The organism is Massilia aerilata, assembly GCF_042656905.1.
In the GTDB taxonomy this organism is placed as follows: domain Bacteria; phylum Pseudomonadota; class Gammaproteobacteria; order Burkholderiales; family Burkholderiaceae_D; genus Telluria; species Telluria aerilata.
The window spans coordinates 422,658-437,182 of the sequence record NZ_JBHSMZ010000001.1; the positions used below are offsets into that span (position 1 = coordinate 422,658).

At 68.8% G+C, this 14,525-nt stretch carries 12 protein-coding genes; 10 read left to right on the forward strand and 2 right to left on the reverse strand.

Annotated elements, in window-relative coordinates; genetic code table 11:
• The first annotated feature begins 146 nt into the window (after positions 1-146).
• From ACFPO9_RS01850 to ACFPO9_RS01860, 3 genes are read left to right on the forward strand one after another with little or no spacing between them, the layout of a single operon-like run.
• Complete coding sequence (locus ACFPO9_RS01850) at positions 147-1,457, forward strand: O-acetylhomoserine aminocarboxypropyltransferase (RefSeq protein ID WP_379766182.1); 1,311 nt, start codon at positions 147-149, stop codon at positions 1,455-1,457.
• 1 nt (position 1,458) lies between these two features.
• Positions 1,459-2,277 (forward strand): alpha/beta fold hydrolase, encoded by an 819-nt coding sequence (locus ACFPO9_RS01855; RefSeq protein ID WP_379766185.1) that lies wholly within the window; start codon positions 1,459-1,461, stop codon positions 2,275-2,277.
• A gap of 16 nt (positions 2,278-2,293) precedes the next feature.
• A complete protein-coding gene (locus tag ACFPO9_RS01860) occupies positions 2,294-2,602 on the forward strand; it encodes an Mpo1-like protein (RefSeq protein ID WP_379766188.1) in 309 nt (102 codons plus the stop codon).
• Between the two features lie 66 nt (positions 2,603-2,668).
• Here ACFPO9_RS01860 and ACFPO9_RS01865 read toward each other — a convergent pair whose 3' ends face one another.
• Together ACFPO9_RS01865 and ACFPO9_RS01870 are read right to left on the reverse strand one after the other, a co-directional pair.
• Positions 2,669-4,666, reverse strand: a complete 1,998-nt coding sequence (locus ACFPO9_RS01865; protein WP_379766191.1) for a GGDEF domain-containing protein — start codon at positions 4,664-4,666, stop codon at positions 2,669-2,671.
• 107 nt (positions 4,667-4,773) lie between these two features.
• The gene (locus tag ACFPO9_RS01870) at positions 4,774-6,159 is read right to left on the reverse strand and encodes a YihY family inner membrane protein (protein WP_379766194.1); all 1,386 of its coding nucleotides are present in this window, start codon (positions 6,157-6,159) and stop codon (positions 4,774-4,776) included.
• 41 nt (positions 6,160-6,200) lie between these two features.
• Between ACFPO9_RS01870 and wrbA the strand changes: the two genes are divergently transcribed.
• From wrbA to ACFPO9_RS01905, 7 genes are read left to right on the forward strand one after another with little or no spacing between them, the layout of a single operon-like run.
• Entirely contained in the window at positions 6,201-6,812 is a 612-nt protein-coding gene (gene wrbA / locus ACFPO9_RS01875; protein ID WP_379766197.1) for an NAD(P)H:quinone oxidoreductase, read from the forward strand.
• Positions 6,813-6,815: 3 nt separating this feature from the next.
• A complete protein-coding gene (locus ACFPO9_RS01880; protein WP_379766200.1) occupies positions 6,816-7,214 on the forward strand; it encodes a DUF2069 domain-containing protein in 399 nt (132 codons plus the stop codon).
• Positions 7,207-8,616: an FAD-binding oxidoreductase gene (locus tag ACFPO9_RS01885; protein WP_379766203.1), complete on the forward strand. Its 1,410-nt coding sequence runs from the start codon at positions 7,207-7,209 to the stop codon at positions 8,614-8,616. The genes ACFPO9_RS01880 and ACFPO9_RS01885 overlap by 8 nt, the downstream gene beginning before the upstream one ends.
• 13 nt (positions 8,617-8,629) lie before the next feature.
• Positions 8,630-9,073, forward strand: a complete 444-nt coding sequence (locus ACFPO9_RS01890) for a DUF4124 domain-containing protein (RefSeq protein ID WP_379766206.1) — start codon at positions 8,630-8,632, stop codon at positions 9,071-9,073.
• Positions 9,061-11,616 carry an FtsX-like permease family protein gene (locus ACFPO9_RS01895; RefSeq protein WP_379766209.1) on the forward strand — a complete coding sequence of 852 codons (2,556 nt, stop codon included), beginning with the start codon at positions 9,061-9,063 and terminating at the stop codon, positions 11,614-11,616. The genes ACFPO9_RS01890 and ACFPO9_RS01895 overlap by 13 nt, the downstream gene beginning before the upstream one ends.
• Positions 11,616-12,683 carry a lipocalin-like domain-containing protein gene (locus ACFPO9_RS01900; protein ID WP_379766212.1) on the forward strand — a complete coding sequence of 356 codons (1,068 nt, stop codon included), beginning with the start codon at positions 11,616-11,618 and terminating at the stop codon, positions 12,681-12,683. Before ACFPO9_RS01895 ends, ACFPO9_RS01900 begins: the two co-directional genes overlap by 1 nt.
• 28 nt (positions 12,684-12,711) lie before the next feature.
• On the forward strand, positions 12,712-14,502 hold the full coding sequence (locus ACFPO9_RS01905; protein WP_379766215.1) for an ABC transporter transmembrane domain-containing protein: 1,791 nt from the start codon (positions 12,712-12,714) through the stop codon (positions 14,500-14,502).
• Positions 14,503-14,525 lie beyond the last annotated feature (23 nt).

Below are 14,525 nucleotides of genomic sequence, written 5' to 3' on the forward strand. Positions count from 1 at the left end.
AGAGCTGGACACTGGATTCGGGGAGCTGAGCAAGCTTGATTAACACATAACGCCGACTCTAGCCTATGCCTTCCAAAAAAGCCAGTCTTGCGCGCCTTTAATTGAGGTAGCATGCGGTCGTCTATACTAATTTGGATGACTTACCCATGAGCGGTCCCAGGTATCCCGGCTTCGACACCCTCTCCCTGCACGCCGGCGCCAGCCCCGATCCGGCCACCGGCGCGCGCGCCACGCCAGTCTATTTCACCTCTTCCTTCGCCTTCCGCGACGCCGACCACGCCGCGTCCCTGTTCAATATGGAGCGCGCCGGCCACGTCTATTCGCGCCTGTCGAACCCGACCAACGCCGTGCTCGAGGAGCGTATCGCCGCGCTCGAAGGCGGCGTGGCCGGAATCGCCACCGCCAGCGGCCAGGCCGCCATGCACCTGGGCCTGAGCACCATCGTCGGCGCCGGCAGCCACATCGTCGCCTCGCGCGCCCTGTACGGCGGCTCGCACAATTTGCTGGCCTACACCCTGAAGCGCTTCGGCATCGCCACCACCTTCGTCGACCCGCGCGACCTCGACGCCTGGCGCGCCGCGATCCGCCCCGAAACGAAAGTCCTGTTCGGCGAATCGGTCGGCAATCCGGGCCTGGACGTGCTCGACATTCCGCGCGTGGCCGCGCTGGCGCACGAGCACGATCTGCCGCTGATGGTCGATGCCACGCTCAGCACGCCATATCTCCTCAAACCCTTCGATCATGGCGCCGACCTGGTGTTCCACTCGGCCACGAAATTCTTGTGCGGCCACGGCACGGCGATCGGCGGCCTGCTGGTCGACGGCGGCGGCTTCGACTGGCAGCGCGCCCATGCGCGCACGGGGCGCTTCGCCGAGCTGTGCGAACCGTATGACGGCTTCCACGGCATGGTCTTTGCCGAAGAGTCGACCGTCGGCGCCTTCGCCCTGCGCGCGCGCCGCGAGGGCTTGCGCGACTTCGGGGCGGCGATGAGCCCGCACAACGCCTTCGCCATCCTGCAGGGCGTCGAAACCCTGGGCCTGCGCATGGAGCGCCATGTCGCCAACACCCGCAAGCTGGTCGAATTCCTGCTCAGCCAGCCGGCGGTGGAATCGGTGGTCTGGCCCGAACTCGAAAGCCATCCGGACTACGAACTGGCCAAGACCCTGCTGCCGCGCGGCGCCGGCGGCGTATTCTCCTTCCACCTGCGCGGCGGACGCGCGGCCGGCAAGCGCTTCGTCGACGGCCTGAAGCTGTTCTCGCACCTGGCCAACGTCGGCGATGCGAAGTCGCTGGCCATCCACCCTGCCTCGACCACCCACTTCCGCGTGCCCGCCGATCAGCTGGCGGCCGCGGGCGTCGGCGAAGGCATGATCCGCCTGTCCGTCGGGCTGGAAGATGCGGACGACCTGATCGAAGACCTGGCGCGCGGCCTGAAACTGGCCCAGAAGGGAGCCTGAGATGATCTACGAAATCGACGGCGCCCCCGCCTACACCTACACCGGCGGCAAGCCCTTCGTCACGGAACGGCCGACCATCGCCTTCCTGCACGGCGCCCAGAACGACCATTCGGTGTGGGCGCTGCAAAGCCGCTGGTTTGCCTGGCACGGCTGGAACGTGCTGGCGGTCGACCTGCCCGGTCACGGCCGCAGCGGCGGACCGGCGCTGGCGACGGTCGAAGCGATGGCCGACTGGGTGCTGGCCCTGCTGGATGCGGCCGGCGCAGGCAAGGCCGTCCTCGTCGGCCACAGCATGGGATCGCTGATCGCGCTGGAAGCCGCGCACCGCGCGCCCGAGCGGGTCGGCGGCCTCGCCCTGCTGGGCACGACCTGGCCGATGAAGGTGTCGGACGCCTTGCTGGCGGCCTCGAAGGACGCGCTGCCGGCCGCCATCGACATGGTCAATATCTGGTCGCATTCGGGCCCGCTGCCGCGCCCTGCCTGCCCGGCCCCCGGCTTTTCGGTGACGGGCGTGTCGCGCCGCCTGATGCAGCGCCTGGCCGAGCAGAACCCGGACCAGCTGTTCCACACCGACTTTTCGGCCTGTAACGCCTATGCGAACGGCGGCGCGGCGGCCGCCGGCGTGAGATGCCCCGCCCTGTTCGTGTTCGGCGCGCGCGACGTGATGACGCCGCCGCGTTCCGCACAGGCGCTGACGGCGGCGCTCAAGCATGGCAAAATCGTCAGCGTGGATGCCGGACACGCGATGATGGCCGAGCAGGCCGACGCCGTGCTGGACGCCCTGATCGCGTTCGCCGGGCCGCTCGGAACGGGCGGATGACAAGGAGACCCATGCGATGGCTGCCGTTCGCTACAACAGCTTTGCCGAGTTCTACCCTTATTACCTGACCCAGCACGAGCACCGCCTGTGCCGGCGCGCCCACTTCATCGGGAGCTCGTCGGCCATCGCCTCCGTCGCGCAGTACATCGACAGCCTGAACCCGTGGTGGCTGCTGTTCGCGGTGGTGAGCGGCTACGGCGGCGCCTGGGTCGGACATTTTTTCTACGAGAAGAACCGCCCGGCGAGCCTCGGCAACCCGTGGTGGTCGTTCCGCGCGGACTGGGTGATGTACTGGCAGATGCTGACCGGGAAGATTACCTGGTAGGGTGGGCACTCCGTGCCCACGATTGCTTGCCGGCAGTCTGCACGTCGTGGGCACGGGGTGCCCACCCTACTGGACGGTTTTCACATTGACCAAATCGACCAGTCCGTCCGCCGACGCCTGCCCCAGGTCCGCATCGGCCGCGGCAATCGCCGCCGGCGTCAGGGCATTCGCATCGGCGACGCCGAAAGCCTGGTTCCTGCCGGCCGTCTTGGCCAGGTAGAGGCAAAGGTCGGCCAGGTGCACTAGCTTTTCCCAGTCCGGGCCGCCGTCCACGTTCGCCAGCGGGCGCGGGCAGAAGCCGATCGACACCGAGACGGTCAGCTGCTGGCCTTCGGCAGCGATGCTTGAGCCGCACACCGCCGCCAGCAGGCGCGCGCACAGCTGGCGCGCCTCATCCAGCGCGACGCCCGGCAGGTAGGCCAGGAATTCCTCGCCGCCCCAGCGGATCAGCACATCCTGCTCGCGCAGGCTGGCGGCCAGCCGCGCCGCCACATTCTTGAGGACGACGTCGCCGGCGCTATGGCCGAAGCGGTCGTTGATCGACTTGAAATGGTCGACGTCCATCAGCAGGAACACGCCGCCCGCCTTGCCGTCGCGGCCCGGATTCTCGTGGTAGCGCGGCACCACATGCTCGTAGAAGTAGTGGCGGTTGAACAGGCCGGTCAGCGAATCGCGGGTGCTCTGGTGGAACAGCTGCTCGTTCTTCACCTTCAGCGTGCGGTTGGCCTTTTTCACGCGGCCGTACAGCAGCGCGATCAGCAGCACCGCGACCAGGGTCGTCACGCTCAGCGCCACCCACAGCGTGCGCAGGCGCTTGACGGTGGTGAGTTCGGCCGCCTTCAGCTGGCTTTCGTGGTGGGCCGCAGTCAGCTCGGCCTGTTTCTTCTGGTAGGCATAGGCACGCTGCAGCGCCTGGTAGGACAGCTGTTTTTCCTTGCGCCAGGCGGCCAGCGAGACCGATCCCGCCTTTTCGTAAACGGTCAGTGCGACGTCGCCCCAGCCCACCTGGTTCAGCGCATGGCCGTAATCGAGCAGCATGCGCACATAGCGCTCGTCGTCCTTCAAACCGTCGAGCGCGGTGTCGACCATCTGCCGGCCCTGGGCCACGTTGCGGAAATAGATATAGCTGAGGCCCAGCTCGTAGGACGCCAGGCGGGCGCCGTTCTCGTCGCCGACCTCGCGCGCGATGCGCAGCGCCGCCTCGCTGGTGCGCGCGGCTTCGCCGAAGCGGCGCGACTGGACGTAGAGTTCGGCCAGGTTCGCCAGCGGCACCGCCAGGCGTTCGCGGGCGTCCAGCTGTTCGAGGATGTCCACGGCGGACTGCAAGGCTTTTTCGGCGCGCCTGGGATTGCCGGCATGTGCGGCGGTCGCGTATTCGATCAGCCTGGCATGGGCCAGTTGGGCCGGGATGCCGCGGCTCCTGGCGATGGCCAGCAATTCGTCGGCCAGCTTCAGCGCCGGCGCGGCATCGCCGACCACCGCCATCAATCTGGCCTGTTCGCGCAGCGCCATCGCCAGCGCGTCGGGATCGGCGCCGCTGCGGGCCAGGCCGGCGGCCTGCTCGACGTAGTCCAGGGCGTCGTCGCTGCGGCCTTCCTGGTCGGCCAGCAGGCCCTGGGCCACCAGCGCGCGGGTCTTCAGGTGGATGTCTTCGGTCGTTTCGGCCAGCGCGGCGGCGTTCGCGATCAGCTTGCGCGCCGCGTCCTGGTCGTGCACCAGCCGGGACAGCACCAGGCCGTGGCTCAGCATGGCCTTCGCCAGCAGCACATCGTCGTGGGATTCGCGGCCGAGTTTTTCGGCGTCGAGAGCGGCGGCCAGGGCTTCCTGCTTCTTGCCGAGCCAGAAGTTGGCGCGGCTAGTTTCGACCAGCAGGTGGCCGAGTTCCTGGCCGCTCCGTCCTTCCTTCAATTGATCGAGTTTGGCGAGCGCCGCGCTGGGCGTGACGTAGGCTTCCTCGCGGGCGGTGGCCAGCGCGTGCATGAAATCGTCCTGGTCCGTTCCGGCATGGGCCAGCGCAGTCCAGCACAGGAACAGCAGGCCAAAAAGGAAGCGGCGAACGATCATGTGATCTCCAAACGTATGCCGACAATAGTAACATCCGGCAACGTTTGATTCCACAATTCAATATATTCCGTATCCAGACAGACACGGAACAGCCGCGGCTCCTCCGATTAATTAGCGAAATGCTCAGCCAGAGTCTGGTCCAGGCCGCGCTCGACAGCCTCTTCGACCCGCCGCGCCAGCCCCGCCGTATCCAGCGCCAGCGGCGAAGCGGGCCCCGGCTCGCCGGCCGCGGTTCCCGCCCCGGCGCCGGCGCCGGCTGCCGATTCCACGCCGGCCGCGCCGAACACGAAGCGCCGGTACACGTCGGACAAGCGGATCAGTCCCGGATCGACCAGCAGCACCCAGCCCTCCCCGCCCTCGCGCGCGCCGCGGCCCCAGACCGCCCGCAGCGATTCCTCGGCATGCACCCGGCCCACCCAGCCGGCCGCCACCATCTGCTCCAGCAGCAGGCTCATCTCGTCGTAGCCGATGCGCGTGTGGGCGCGGATCTGGGCGCCGGTCACCAGCGCCGTGCCGGTGATCGCCGCGCCGCCGTGCAGCACCTTCAGGATGGCCATCGCGTCGACGAAAGCGCCGCCCGGCGCCGGCTCGTACCACCAGCGTTCGTACTTCACCACCGGCAGCGCCGCCGTCAGCAGCGCGCCCACCAGCGTGATCAGCCAGGACAGATACATCCACAGCAGGAACAGCGGCAGCGCCGCCAGCGCGCCGTAGATGATGGCGTAGGTCGGGAACTGGCGGATGAAAATCGCGAATACGCGCTTCGCGACCTCGAAGGCGATCGCCGCCACCAGCCCGCCCCACAGCGCATCGCGCCAGTCGACCCAGCGGTTCGGCACGGTCATGTAGAGCAGCGTGTAGGCGCCGGTGGTCAGGGCCACCGAGACCGCGCTATAGAACAGCGCGCCGAGGAAGGGAACGGCGCTCATCAGGCCCGTGGTGGCGCTGAACAGCTGCGAAGTCAGGGTCAGCGAGATGCCGAACAGCAGCGGCCCGAGCGTCACCAGGGCCCAGTAGATCAGGACCCGCTGCACCAGCGGACGCGGACGCTTGACGCGCCAGATCTGGTTGAAGGCGCGCTCGATCATGCCGATCATCGCCGCCGTGGTCAGCACCAGCGCCACCGCGCCCACCGCGGACAGGCGCGTCGCCTTGCTGGCGAACTGGGTCAGGTTCGAGGTGATCGTGTTGGCGATCGCCTTCGGCATCACCATCTGCACGAAATAATGGTCGAGGCTCGACCGCAGCTGGCCGAAGATCGGGAAGGTCGTGAAGATGGCCAGCACGATCGTCAGCAGCGGCACCAGCGCCAGCGTGGTGGTGAAGGTCAGGCTGCCCGCCACCTGCGGCAACTTTTCATCCAACAGGCGCCGGCGCGCGAAGCGCACCAGGTCGCGCACCTCGGCCCAGGTCAGGCCGCGCACCATGTCGACGCTGACGTTGATCATCTCGCTGGTGGAGCGGGAGATGGAGGAAACCGTTTTCGATAGCATCTGGACACGTTGGAGGAATAAACCGCCCTATAATACCAACGATGAACCCAACCAATCCGATCATCCTCATCCTGTATTACTCGCGGCATGGCAAGACTCGCAAACTGGCTGAACTCATCGCCCAGGGCGTCGAAAGCGTTCCCGGCGCGGAGGCTCGCCTGCGCACCGTGCCTGCCGTCTCCACCGTGGCGGAGGCGACCGAGCCCGACATCCCGCGCAGCGGCGCGCCCTATGTCGAGCTGGATGATCTGGCGGAATGCGCCGGGCTGGCGCTCGGTTCGCCCACCCGCTTCGGCAACATGGCGGCGGCCATGAAGTACTTCCTCGACGGTACCTCGGCGCAGTGGCTGTCCGGGACCCTGGCGGGCAAGCCGGCGGCCGTGTTCACCTCCACCGGCAGCCTGCACGGCGGCCAGGAGTCGACCCTGCTGTCGATGATGATCCCGCTGCTGCACCACGGCATGATGGTGATGGGCCTGCCCTACACCATGCCGGAACTGATGACCACCGCGAGCGGCGGCAGCCCCTACGGCGCGACCCACTGGTCCGGCGTGGACGGCAACCGCCCGATCACGGACGACGAGAAGCGGCTGGCGGTCGCGCTGGGCCGGCGCCTGGCGCTGGCGAGCCGCAATCTGCAAGGGATGGAATAAGCAATGCAAGTGCATCGGGTATTTCATACGGGAGCGGTGACCAGCCTGGTCATCCTGTGCGCCTGGCTGCTGGCCTGGGAAATCGTGGTGGCCCCGCTGCATCCGGGCGGCTCGCTGCTGGCGCTCAAAGCCTTGCCGCTGCTGCTGCCGCTGCGCGGCGTGATCAAGCGCGACCTGTACACGCTGCAGTGGTCGTCGATGGTCATCCTGATCTATTTCATCGAGGGCGCGGTGCGCGCCTGGAGCGACCGGTCCGAGATCTCGCGCATCATGGCGCTGGGCGAGGTGCTGCTGGTGGTTTCCTATTTCGTGTTCGCCCTGCTCTACCTGCGCCCCTACAAGAAGCAGGCGAAAAAGCTGGCCAAGGAGCTGCTCGACAAGGTCAAAGTGCCGCATGACTGATTTGTTCCTCGCGCATTGCCGCGAGCTGATCGGCGCCGACCATGTGCTCACCGAAGACGCCGACGTTTCGCCCTACCTGAGCGACTGGCGCGGCCGCTACATGGGCCGTGCCCGCGCCGTGCTGCGCCCCGCCGACCCGCAGCAGGTGGCCGGCCTGGTCCAGCTGTGCGCCGCGCACCGGGTGCCGGTGGTGCCGCAGGGCGGGCGCACCGGCCTGGTGATCGGCAGCGTGCCGGATGAATCCGGACGCGCCGTGGTGCTCTCGCTGCGGCGCCTGAACCGCATCCGCGCCGTCGACGGCATCAACCGCACCATGACCGTCGACGCCGGCTGCATCCTGCACGACATCCAGCAGGCGGCCGGCGCAGCAGGCATGCTGTTCCCGCTGTCGCTGGCGGCCGAAGGCAGCTGCACCATCGGCGGCAACCTGGCGACGAATGCCGGCGGCACCGGCGTCCTGCGCTACGGGAACACGCGCGAGCTATGCCTGGGCCTCGAAGTGGTCACCGCCCAGGGCGAACTGTGGAACGGCCTGCGCGGGCTCAGGAAAGACAATACCGGCTACGACCTGCGCGACCTCTACATCGGCGCCGAAGGCACGCTGGGCGTGATCACCGGCGCCGTGCTGAAGCTGTTCCCGCAGCCGAAGGCCGGCATCACCGCCCTGGTCGCACTCGGCAGCTGCCGCGACGCGCTGGCACTCCTGAAGCTGGCCCAGGAAACCGCCGGCCCGACCCTCACCGGCTATGAGCTGATGAGCGACGTCTGCCTGCGCCTGGTGGGCAAGCACTTCCCCAACCTGCCCCAGCCCTTCCCGCAAACGCACCCGCAATACGCCCTGCTGGAACTATCCAGCCACGAGTCCGAGCAGCACGCCGTGCGCCTGCTGGAAGAGACCATCGAGAACGCGCTCGAAGCGGGCCTGGCCCAGGACGCCGTGGTCGCGACCTCGATCGCGCAGTCGCGCGCGCTGTGGGCGATCCGCGAGCACATCCCGCTGGCCCAGGCCGCGGACGGCAAGAACATCAAGCACGACATCTCGGTGCCGATCTCGCGCATCGCCGATTTCGTGGAAAAGACCGACGCCCTGCTGGCCCGCGCCTGGCCGGGCGTGCAGGTGGTCTGCTTCGGCCACCTGGGCGACGGCAACCTGCACTACAACATCGCGCCGCCCGCCGGTACGCCGCATGAAGCCTTCCTGGCCTACCAGGGCGACGTCAACCGCATCGTGCACGACAGCGTGGCGGACTTCGCCGGCTCGATTTCGGCCGAACACGGCATCGGCGCCCTGAAGCGCGACGAGCTGCCGCGCTACAAGGCGCAAGTCGAGCTGGACCTGATGCGTGCCATCAAGGCCGCGCTCGACCCGCTGGGCATCATGAACCCTGGCAAAATTCTTTGACCGGGAGAGCTTCATGATGCGCCTTCTTTTGTTGATCGGTTCCTGCGTGCTGTCGGCCTCCGTGCAGGCCCAGTCCGTGTACAAATGCACGGTCGACGGCAAGACCAGCTATGGCGACCGTCCCTGCGCGCACGGCGCATCGCAGGCATTGCCCCCGCCGCCGGCCGGCATCTCGCCCGCCGACACCATGGGGCCGCAAGGCGGCGATGCCCGCACTCTGCTGGAACTGGAAAAGGCCCGCATCGCGCGCGAGAAGGAACAGGCCAAGGAGGAAAGAACGCAGGCCAAGCAGAACCGCGCCGCCTACGCCAGGCGCCAGAAATGCGAGAAGCTGCGCTTGCGCCACAAATGGACCGAGGAAGACCTGGCGCGCACCGTGCACGGTCCAAAGCATGAGGCGGCGCGGCTGGAAGCGAGGCGCCAGCGAGAAGCGCTGGCGGTGGAATGTCCGGCCTAGGACTGCTCTCGCGCTGGCTGCTGTTCGGCGAGTGGCGCGCGCACCCGATGCGCGCCCTGCTGGCCGTGGTGGCGATTGCAGTGGGGGTGGCCATGGGCTTTGCCATCCACCTGATCAATGCCGCCGCCTTCAACGAATTCTCCGCCGCGATCCAGAGCCTGGCCGGCCAGGCGGATTTGCAGGTGGCCGGGCGCGAAGCCCAGTTCGACGAGCGCATCTACCCGCGGCTGGCCACGCACGAGGGCGTGGCGGTGGCCTCGCCGGTCCTGGAAGTCGATGCCGCGCTGGCCGGCAAGCCGGGATCGCTCAAGATCGTGGGCCTGGATGCGCTGCGCGCCGGCTATGTCTCGCCAGACCTGAGCGGCGTGCCCGCGAAAGATCACGGCGCCGACGTGCTTGGCGACGACACCATTTTCCTGTCGCCGGCGGCCCAGGCATGGCTGGGCGTGCGCACCGGATCGATATTGACGCTGCGCGCCGGCACCCACGACGTGCCGCTGCGCGTGGCAGGCCCCATCCTGCGCGCGCGCAGCGGCCAGCGCCTGGCCGTGATGGACATCGGCGCCCTGCAATGGCGCTTCAAGCAGCTGGGCAAGCTGTCGCGCGTCGACCTGAAATTGCGCGACGGCGTCGACCGCGGCGCTTTCGAGCGCGCGCTGGCGCTCGAGCTGGAAAAGGCGTATCCGGGCCGCTTCACGGTGGCCGCGCCCAACGACGCCAACCAGGAAAGCCGCAACAATAACCTCAGCCGCGCCTACCGCGTCAACCTGACCGTGCTGGCGCTGGTGGCCTTGTTCACCGGCGCCTTCCTCGTGTTCTCGACCCAGGCCCTGTCCGTGCTGCGCCGGCGCAGCCAGTTCGCGCTGCTGCGCGTGCTGGGCCTGCCGCGCCGCGCTTTGCTGCGCCAGGTGCTGGTCGAAGGCGCGAGCCTGGGCGTGATCGGTTCCCTGCTCGGCATCGCCGCCGGCTACGGCCTGGCGGCGGCCGCGCTGGCCTTCTTCGGCGGCGACCTTGGCGCCGGCTACTTCCCCGGCGTGAAGCCGACCGTCGTGTTCACGCCGCTGGCGGTCTGCGTGTTCTTCCTGCTGGGCCTAGGCGTGGCCCTGCTGGGCTGCGCGGCGCCGGCCTGGGAAGCCGCGCGCGCCCGGCCCGCGGTGGCGCTCAAGTCCGGCAACGACGAGACCGCGCTGGAACGCCTGTCGCGCCTCTGGCCTTCGCTGCTCTGCCTGGGCGCCGCCGTCGCCTGCGCCTTTGCGCCGCCGGTGTTCGAGCTGCCGCTGTTCGGCTATGTCGCCGTCGCCCTGCTGCTGATCGGCGGGATCGGCCTGATGCCGCGCCTGGCGGCCAGCAGTTTCCGTTTGCTGAACCGTTGGCAGCTGCGCCGGGCTTCTTCCGCTCAATCGCCGGTCCTGAACCTGGCGCTGGCAAGGCTGGCGAATGCGCCGGGCCAGGCCTCGATCGCGCTGGGCGGCGTGCTGGCCAGCTTCAGCCTGATGGTCGCGATGGGCATCATGGTGGCCAGCTTCCGCGTCTCCGTCGACGACTGGATCCTGCACATCCTGCCGGCCGACCTGTATGTGCGCACCGCCAGCGGCGGCAATACCGGCGACCTGGGCGCGCCGGAGCAGGCGGCGATCGCCGCGCTGCCGGGCGTGTCGCGTTCGGCCTTCCTGCGTACGCGCCCGCTGTCGCTGGATTCCGCGCGCCCCGCCGTCACCCTGATCGCGCGCGACATCGACGCGGCGGACCCGGGACGCCTGCTGGCGCTGGTCGGCGAGGCCGTGCCGGCGCCGGCGGGCGAACTGCCGCTGTGGGTGTCGGAAGCCATGACCGACCTGTACGGCTTCCGCCCCGGCCAGCGCGTCGCCCTGCCGCTGGGCGGGCGCAGGGAAAGCTTCTTCGTGGCCGGCGTCTGGCGCGACTATGCGAACCAGTCCGGCTCCGTGGTGGTGCGCCTGCCCGACTACCGGCGCCTGACCGGCGACGGCACCGTCACCGACGCCGCGCTGTGGGCGGACAAGGGCGTGCCCGTCGATGCCATTGCCGCCCGCCTGCGCGCGCTGCCCTTCGGCGCCACCCTGCAATTCGCCAGTCCCGGCGAGATCCGCGCCGCCAGCCTCAGGATCTTCGACCGCAGCTTCGCCGTCACCTACCTGCTGGAAGCGATCGCCATCGCCATCGGCCTGTCCGGGGTGGCGGCCACCTTCTCGGCCCAGACCCTGGCGCGCGCCCGCGAGTTCGGCATGCTGCGCCACGTGGGGGTCTCGCGCGGCCAGGTGCTGCGCATCCTGGCCCTGGAAGGCGGTTCGCTGACCGTGCTGGGCGTGGCCACCGGCTTCGCGCTCGGCCTCCTGATCAGCCTCATTCTCGTTTATGTCGTGAACCCGCAATCCTTCCACTGGACCATGCAGTTGCACCTGCCCTGGCCGCTGCTGGGCAGCGTGGCGGCGGTGCTGGTGGCGGCTTCGGTGCTCACGGCGCTGGTGTCGGGCCGGTATGCGCTGTCCGGCGGGCCGGTGCGCGCGGTGCGGGAGGACTGGTGATGCTGCGCCGATTGCTCTTCATCCTGCTGCTGTTGGCCAGCGCCGTGCAGGCCGCGCCACCTTCGTTTGCGCCCGTCCTGCCGGGCCGTACGCTCGTCTTCCCGCAGGACTTCGGCGCCCACCCGGCGCACCGCACGGAATGGTGGTACGTGACCGGCTGGCTCGAAACACCGGACGGCAAGCCGCTTGGTTTCCAGGTCACCTTCTTCCGCAGCCGTACCGAACACGACGAGGCCAATCCCAGCGCCTTCGCGCCCAGGCAGCTGATCATCGGCCACGCCGCCCTGTCCGATCCGGCCACCGGCCATCTCGTGCACGAACAGCGCAGTGCGCGCGAAGGATTCGGCCTGGCCTGGGCCAGGACCGGCAGCACCGACGTGAAGCTGGAAGACTGGCGCATGCAACGTGGCGCGGACGGCCGCTACCAGGTGTCCGTGCGCGGCGGCGAACTCGCCTTCGATCTCCAGCTGGCGCCGACCCAGCCGATGCTGCTGCAGGGCGAGGCCGGCTTCTCCCGAAAAGGCTTGAGGCCCGAACACGCCAGCTATTACTACAGCGAGCCGCAACTGCGCGTGACGGGCGCCGTCACCCGCGCCGGCACGCCGGTACAAGTCAAAGGCAGCGCATGGCTGGATCACGAATGGTCCAGCCAGGTGCTGGAAACGAACGCCGCCGGCTGGGACTGGGCCGGCATCAATCTCGACGACGGCGGCGCCCTGATGGCCTTCCAGATCCGCGCCAAGGACGGCGGCAAGCTCTGGGCCCATGCGACCCACCGCGATGCCGCCGGCCGCGTCACACAGTACAATCCCGGACAGGTCGCCTTCACGCCGCAGCAACAATGGAAGTCGCCGCGCACCGGCGCCAGCTATCCGGTCGCCACCACGATCACGACCGGCGCCCTGGCCTGGCGCTTGACGCCGCTGCAGCCCGACCAGGAACTCGACTCGCGCCGTTCCACCGGCGCGGTGTACTGGGAGGGCGCGGTGATGGTCGAGCGGGAGGGCCGCCGCCTGGGCCGCGGCTATCTCGAGCTGACGGGTTACGTCGACCCGATGAAACTTTGAACCACACGAAAACAAGAAACCAGGACACATGAGCGACAGTTCCACCCCCAGCCGCCAAAGCACCTTCAAGGCCCTCGCCGGCCTGCTGCCTTTCCTGAAGCCCTACCGCCGCCAGTTCGTGCTGGCCGGGATCGCCCTGCTGGTCGCCGCCGGCGCCACCCTGGCCATCCCCTACGCCTTCAAGCAGATGATCGACCACGGCTTCGGCGCCGCCGGCAGCGGCAGCATCGCCAACGTCAACGCCACCTTCCTGGCCCTGTTCGGCGTGGCCGCGGTGCTGGGCGTGGCCACCGCCGCGCGCTTCTACATGGTGTCCTGGCTGGGCGAGCGCGTCACCGCGGACATCCGCAGCGCGGTTTACTCCCACGTGGTGCGGCAAAGCCCGGAATTCTTCGAGACCACCCGCAGCGGCGAAGTGCTGTCGCGCCTGACCACCGACACCACCCTGATCCAGAGCGTGGTCGGCACCAGCATCTCGCTGGCCTTGCGCAATACCCTGCTCTTCGTCGGCGGCCTGGCGATGCTGTTCGTGACCAGCGCCAAGCTGACCTCGATCATCCTCGGCCTGCTGGTGCTGGTGGTGGTGCCGATCGTGCTGTTCGGCCGCCGCGTGCGCAAGCTCTCGCGCGATTCGCAGGATCGCATCGCCGACGCTTCCGCCATGGCCGGCGAGATCCTCAACGCCATGCCGACCGTGCAGGCCTACACCGGCGAAGCCCGCGAGGCCCGGCGCTTCGGCAACTCGGTCGAACAGGCCTTCCAGACCGCGATGCGGCGCATCCGCGCGCGCTCCGTGCTGACCATGCTGGCCATCGTGCTGGTGTTCGGCGCCATCGTCTTCGTGCTGTGGCTGGGCGCCCACGCGGTGCTGGCCGGGACCATGACCGGCGGCGACCTGGGCCAGTTCATCCTGTATGCGTCCATCGTCTCGGGCGCGGTCGGCGCGCTGTCGGAGGTGATGGGCGAGGCCCAGCGCGCGGCCGGCGCCGCCGAGCGCCTGCTGGAACTGCTGGCCCTGCGTTCGAGCATCGCCAGCCCGCTGCATCCGAAGCCGCTGCCGCCGCGCCACGCCGGCGGCGCCTCGCTGCAACTCCAGGAGGTCGGCTTCTCCTATCCCTCGCGTCCGGACCACGCCGCGCTGTCGCACCTGGATCTGCAGATCCAGCCCGGCGAAACGGTGGCCGTGGTCGGCCCTTCCGGCGCCGGCAAGACCACCCTGTTCCAGCTGCTGCTGCGCTTCTACGACCCGCAATCCGGCGCGATCCTGCTGGACGGCGCCGACATCCGCGACCTCGACCTGCAGGTGTTGCGCGGCGCGATCGGCATCGTTCCGCAGGACACGGTGATCTTCTCGGCCGACGCGATGGAGAACATCCGCTACGGCCGCCCGGAAGCCAGCGACGCCGAAGTCATCGCCGCGGCGAAGATGGCGGCCGCCCACGAATTCATCGAGCGCCTGCCGCAGGGCTATGCCTCCTATCTGGGCGAGCGCGGCGTGCGCCTGTCCGGCGGCCAGCGCCAGCGCATCGCCATCGCGCGCGCCCTGCTGAAGAATCCACCCCTGCTGCTGCTCGACGAAGCCACCAGCGCGCTGGATGCCGAATCCGAACGCCTGGTGCAGAGCGCGCTGGAGGCGGCGATGGTCGGCCGCACCACCCTGATCATCGCCCACCGCCTGGCCACCGTGCAGCGCGCCGACCGCATCATCGTGATGGAAGACGGCCGCATCGTCGAGACCGGCACCCATGCCTCGCTGGTGGCGCTGGGCGGGATCTATGCCAACCTGGCGGCGCTGCAATTCCACCACGTGCACGCATAACAAAAGGGCATGCCAGCATAATA

Bases quoted from the DNA above. Each gene is read 5' to 3' on its own strand.
- ACFPO9_RS01850 (WP_379766182.1), top strand. From the start codon at position 147: ATGAGCGGTCCCAGGTATCCCGGCTTCGACACCCTCTCCCTGCACGCC.
- ACFPO9_RS01855 (WP_379766185.1), top strand. From the start codon at position 1,459: ATGATCTACGAAATCGACGGCGCCCCCGCCTACACCTACACCGGCGGC.
- ACFPO9_RS01860 (WP_379766188.1), top strand. From the start codon at position 2,294: ATGGCTGCCGTTCGCTACAACAGCTTTGCCGAGTTCTACCCTTATTAC.
- ACFPO9_RS01865 (WP_379766191.1), bottom strand. From the start codon at position 4,666: ATGATCGTTCGCCGCTTCCTTTTTGGCCTGCTGTTCCTGTGCTGGACT.
- ACFPO9_RS01870 (WP_379766194.1), bottom strand. From the start codon at position 6,159: ATGCTATCGAAAACGGTTTCCTCCATCTCCCGCTCCACCAGCGAGATG.
- wrbA (WP_379766197.1), top strand. From the start codon at position 6,201: ATGAACCCAACCAATCCGATCATCCTCATCCTGTATTACTCGCGGCAT.
- ACFPO9_RS01880 (WP_379766200.1), top strand. From the start codon at position 6,816: ATGCAAGTGCATCGGGTATTTCATACGGGAGCGGTGACCAGCCTGGTC.
- ACFPO9_RS01885 (WP_379766203.1), top strand. From the start codon at position 7,207: ATGACTGATTTGTTCCTCGCGCATTGCCGCGAGCTGATCGGCGCCGAC.
- ACFPO9_RS01890 (WP_379766206.1), top strand. From the start codon at position 8,630: ATGATGCGCCTTCTTTTGTTGATCGGTTCCTGCGTGCTGTCGGCCTCC.
- ACFPO9_RS01895 (WP_379766209.1), top strand. From the start codon at position 9,061: ATGTCCGGCCTAGGACTGCTCTCGCGCTGGCTGCTGTTCGGCGAGTGG.
- ACFPO9_RS01900 (WP_379766212.1), top strand. From the start codon at position 11,616: ATGCTGCGCCGATTGCTCTTCATCCTGCTGCTGTTGGCCAGCGCCGTG.
- ACFPO9_RS01905 (WP_379766215.1), top strand. From the start codon at position 12,712: ATGAGCGACAGTTCCACCCCCAGCCGCCAAAGCACCTTCAAGGCCCTC.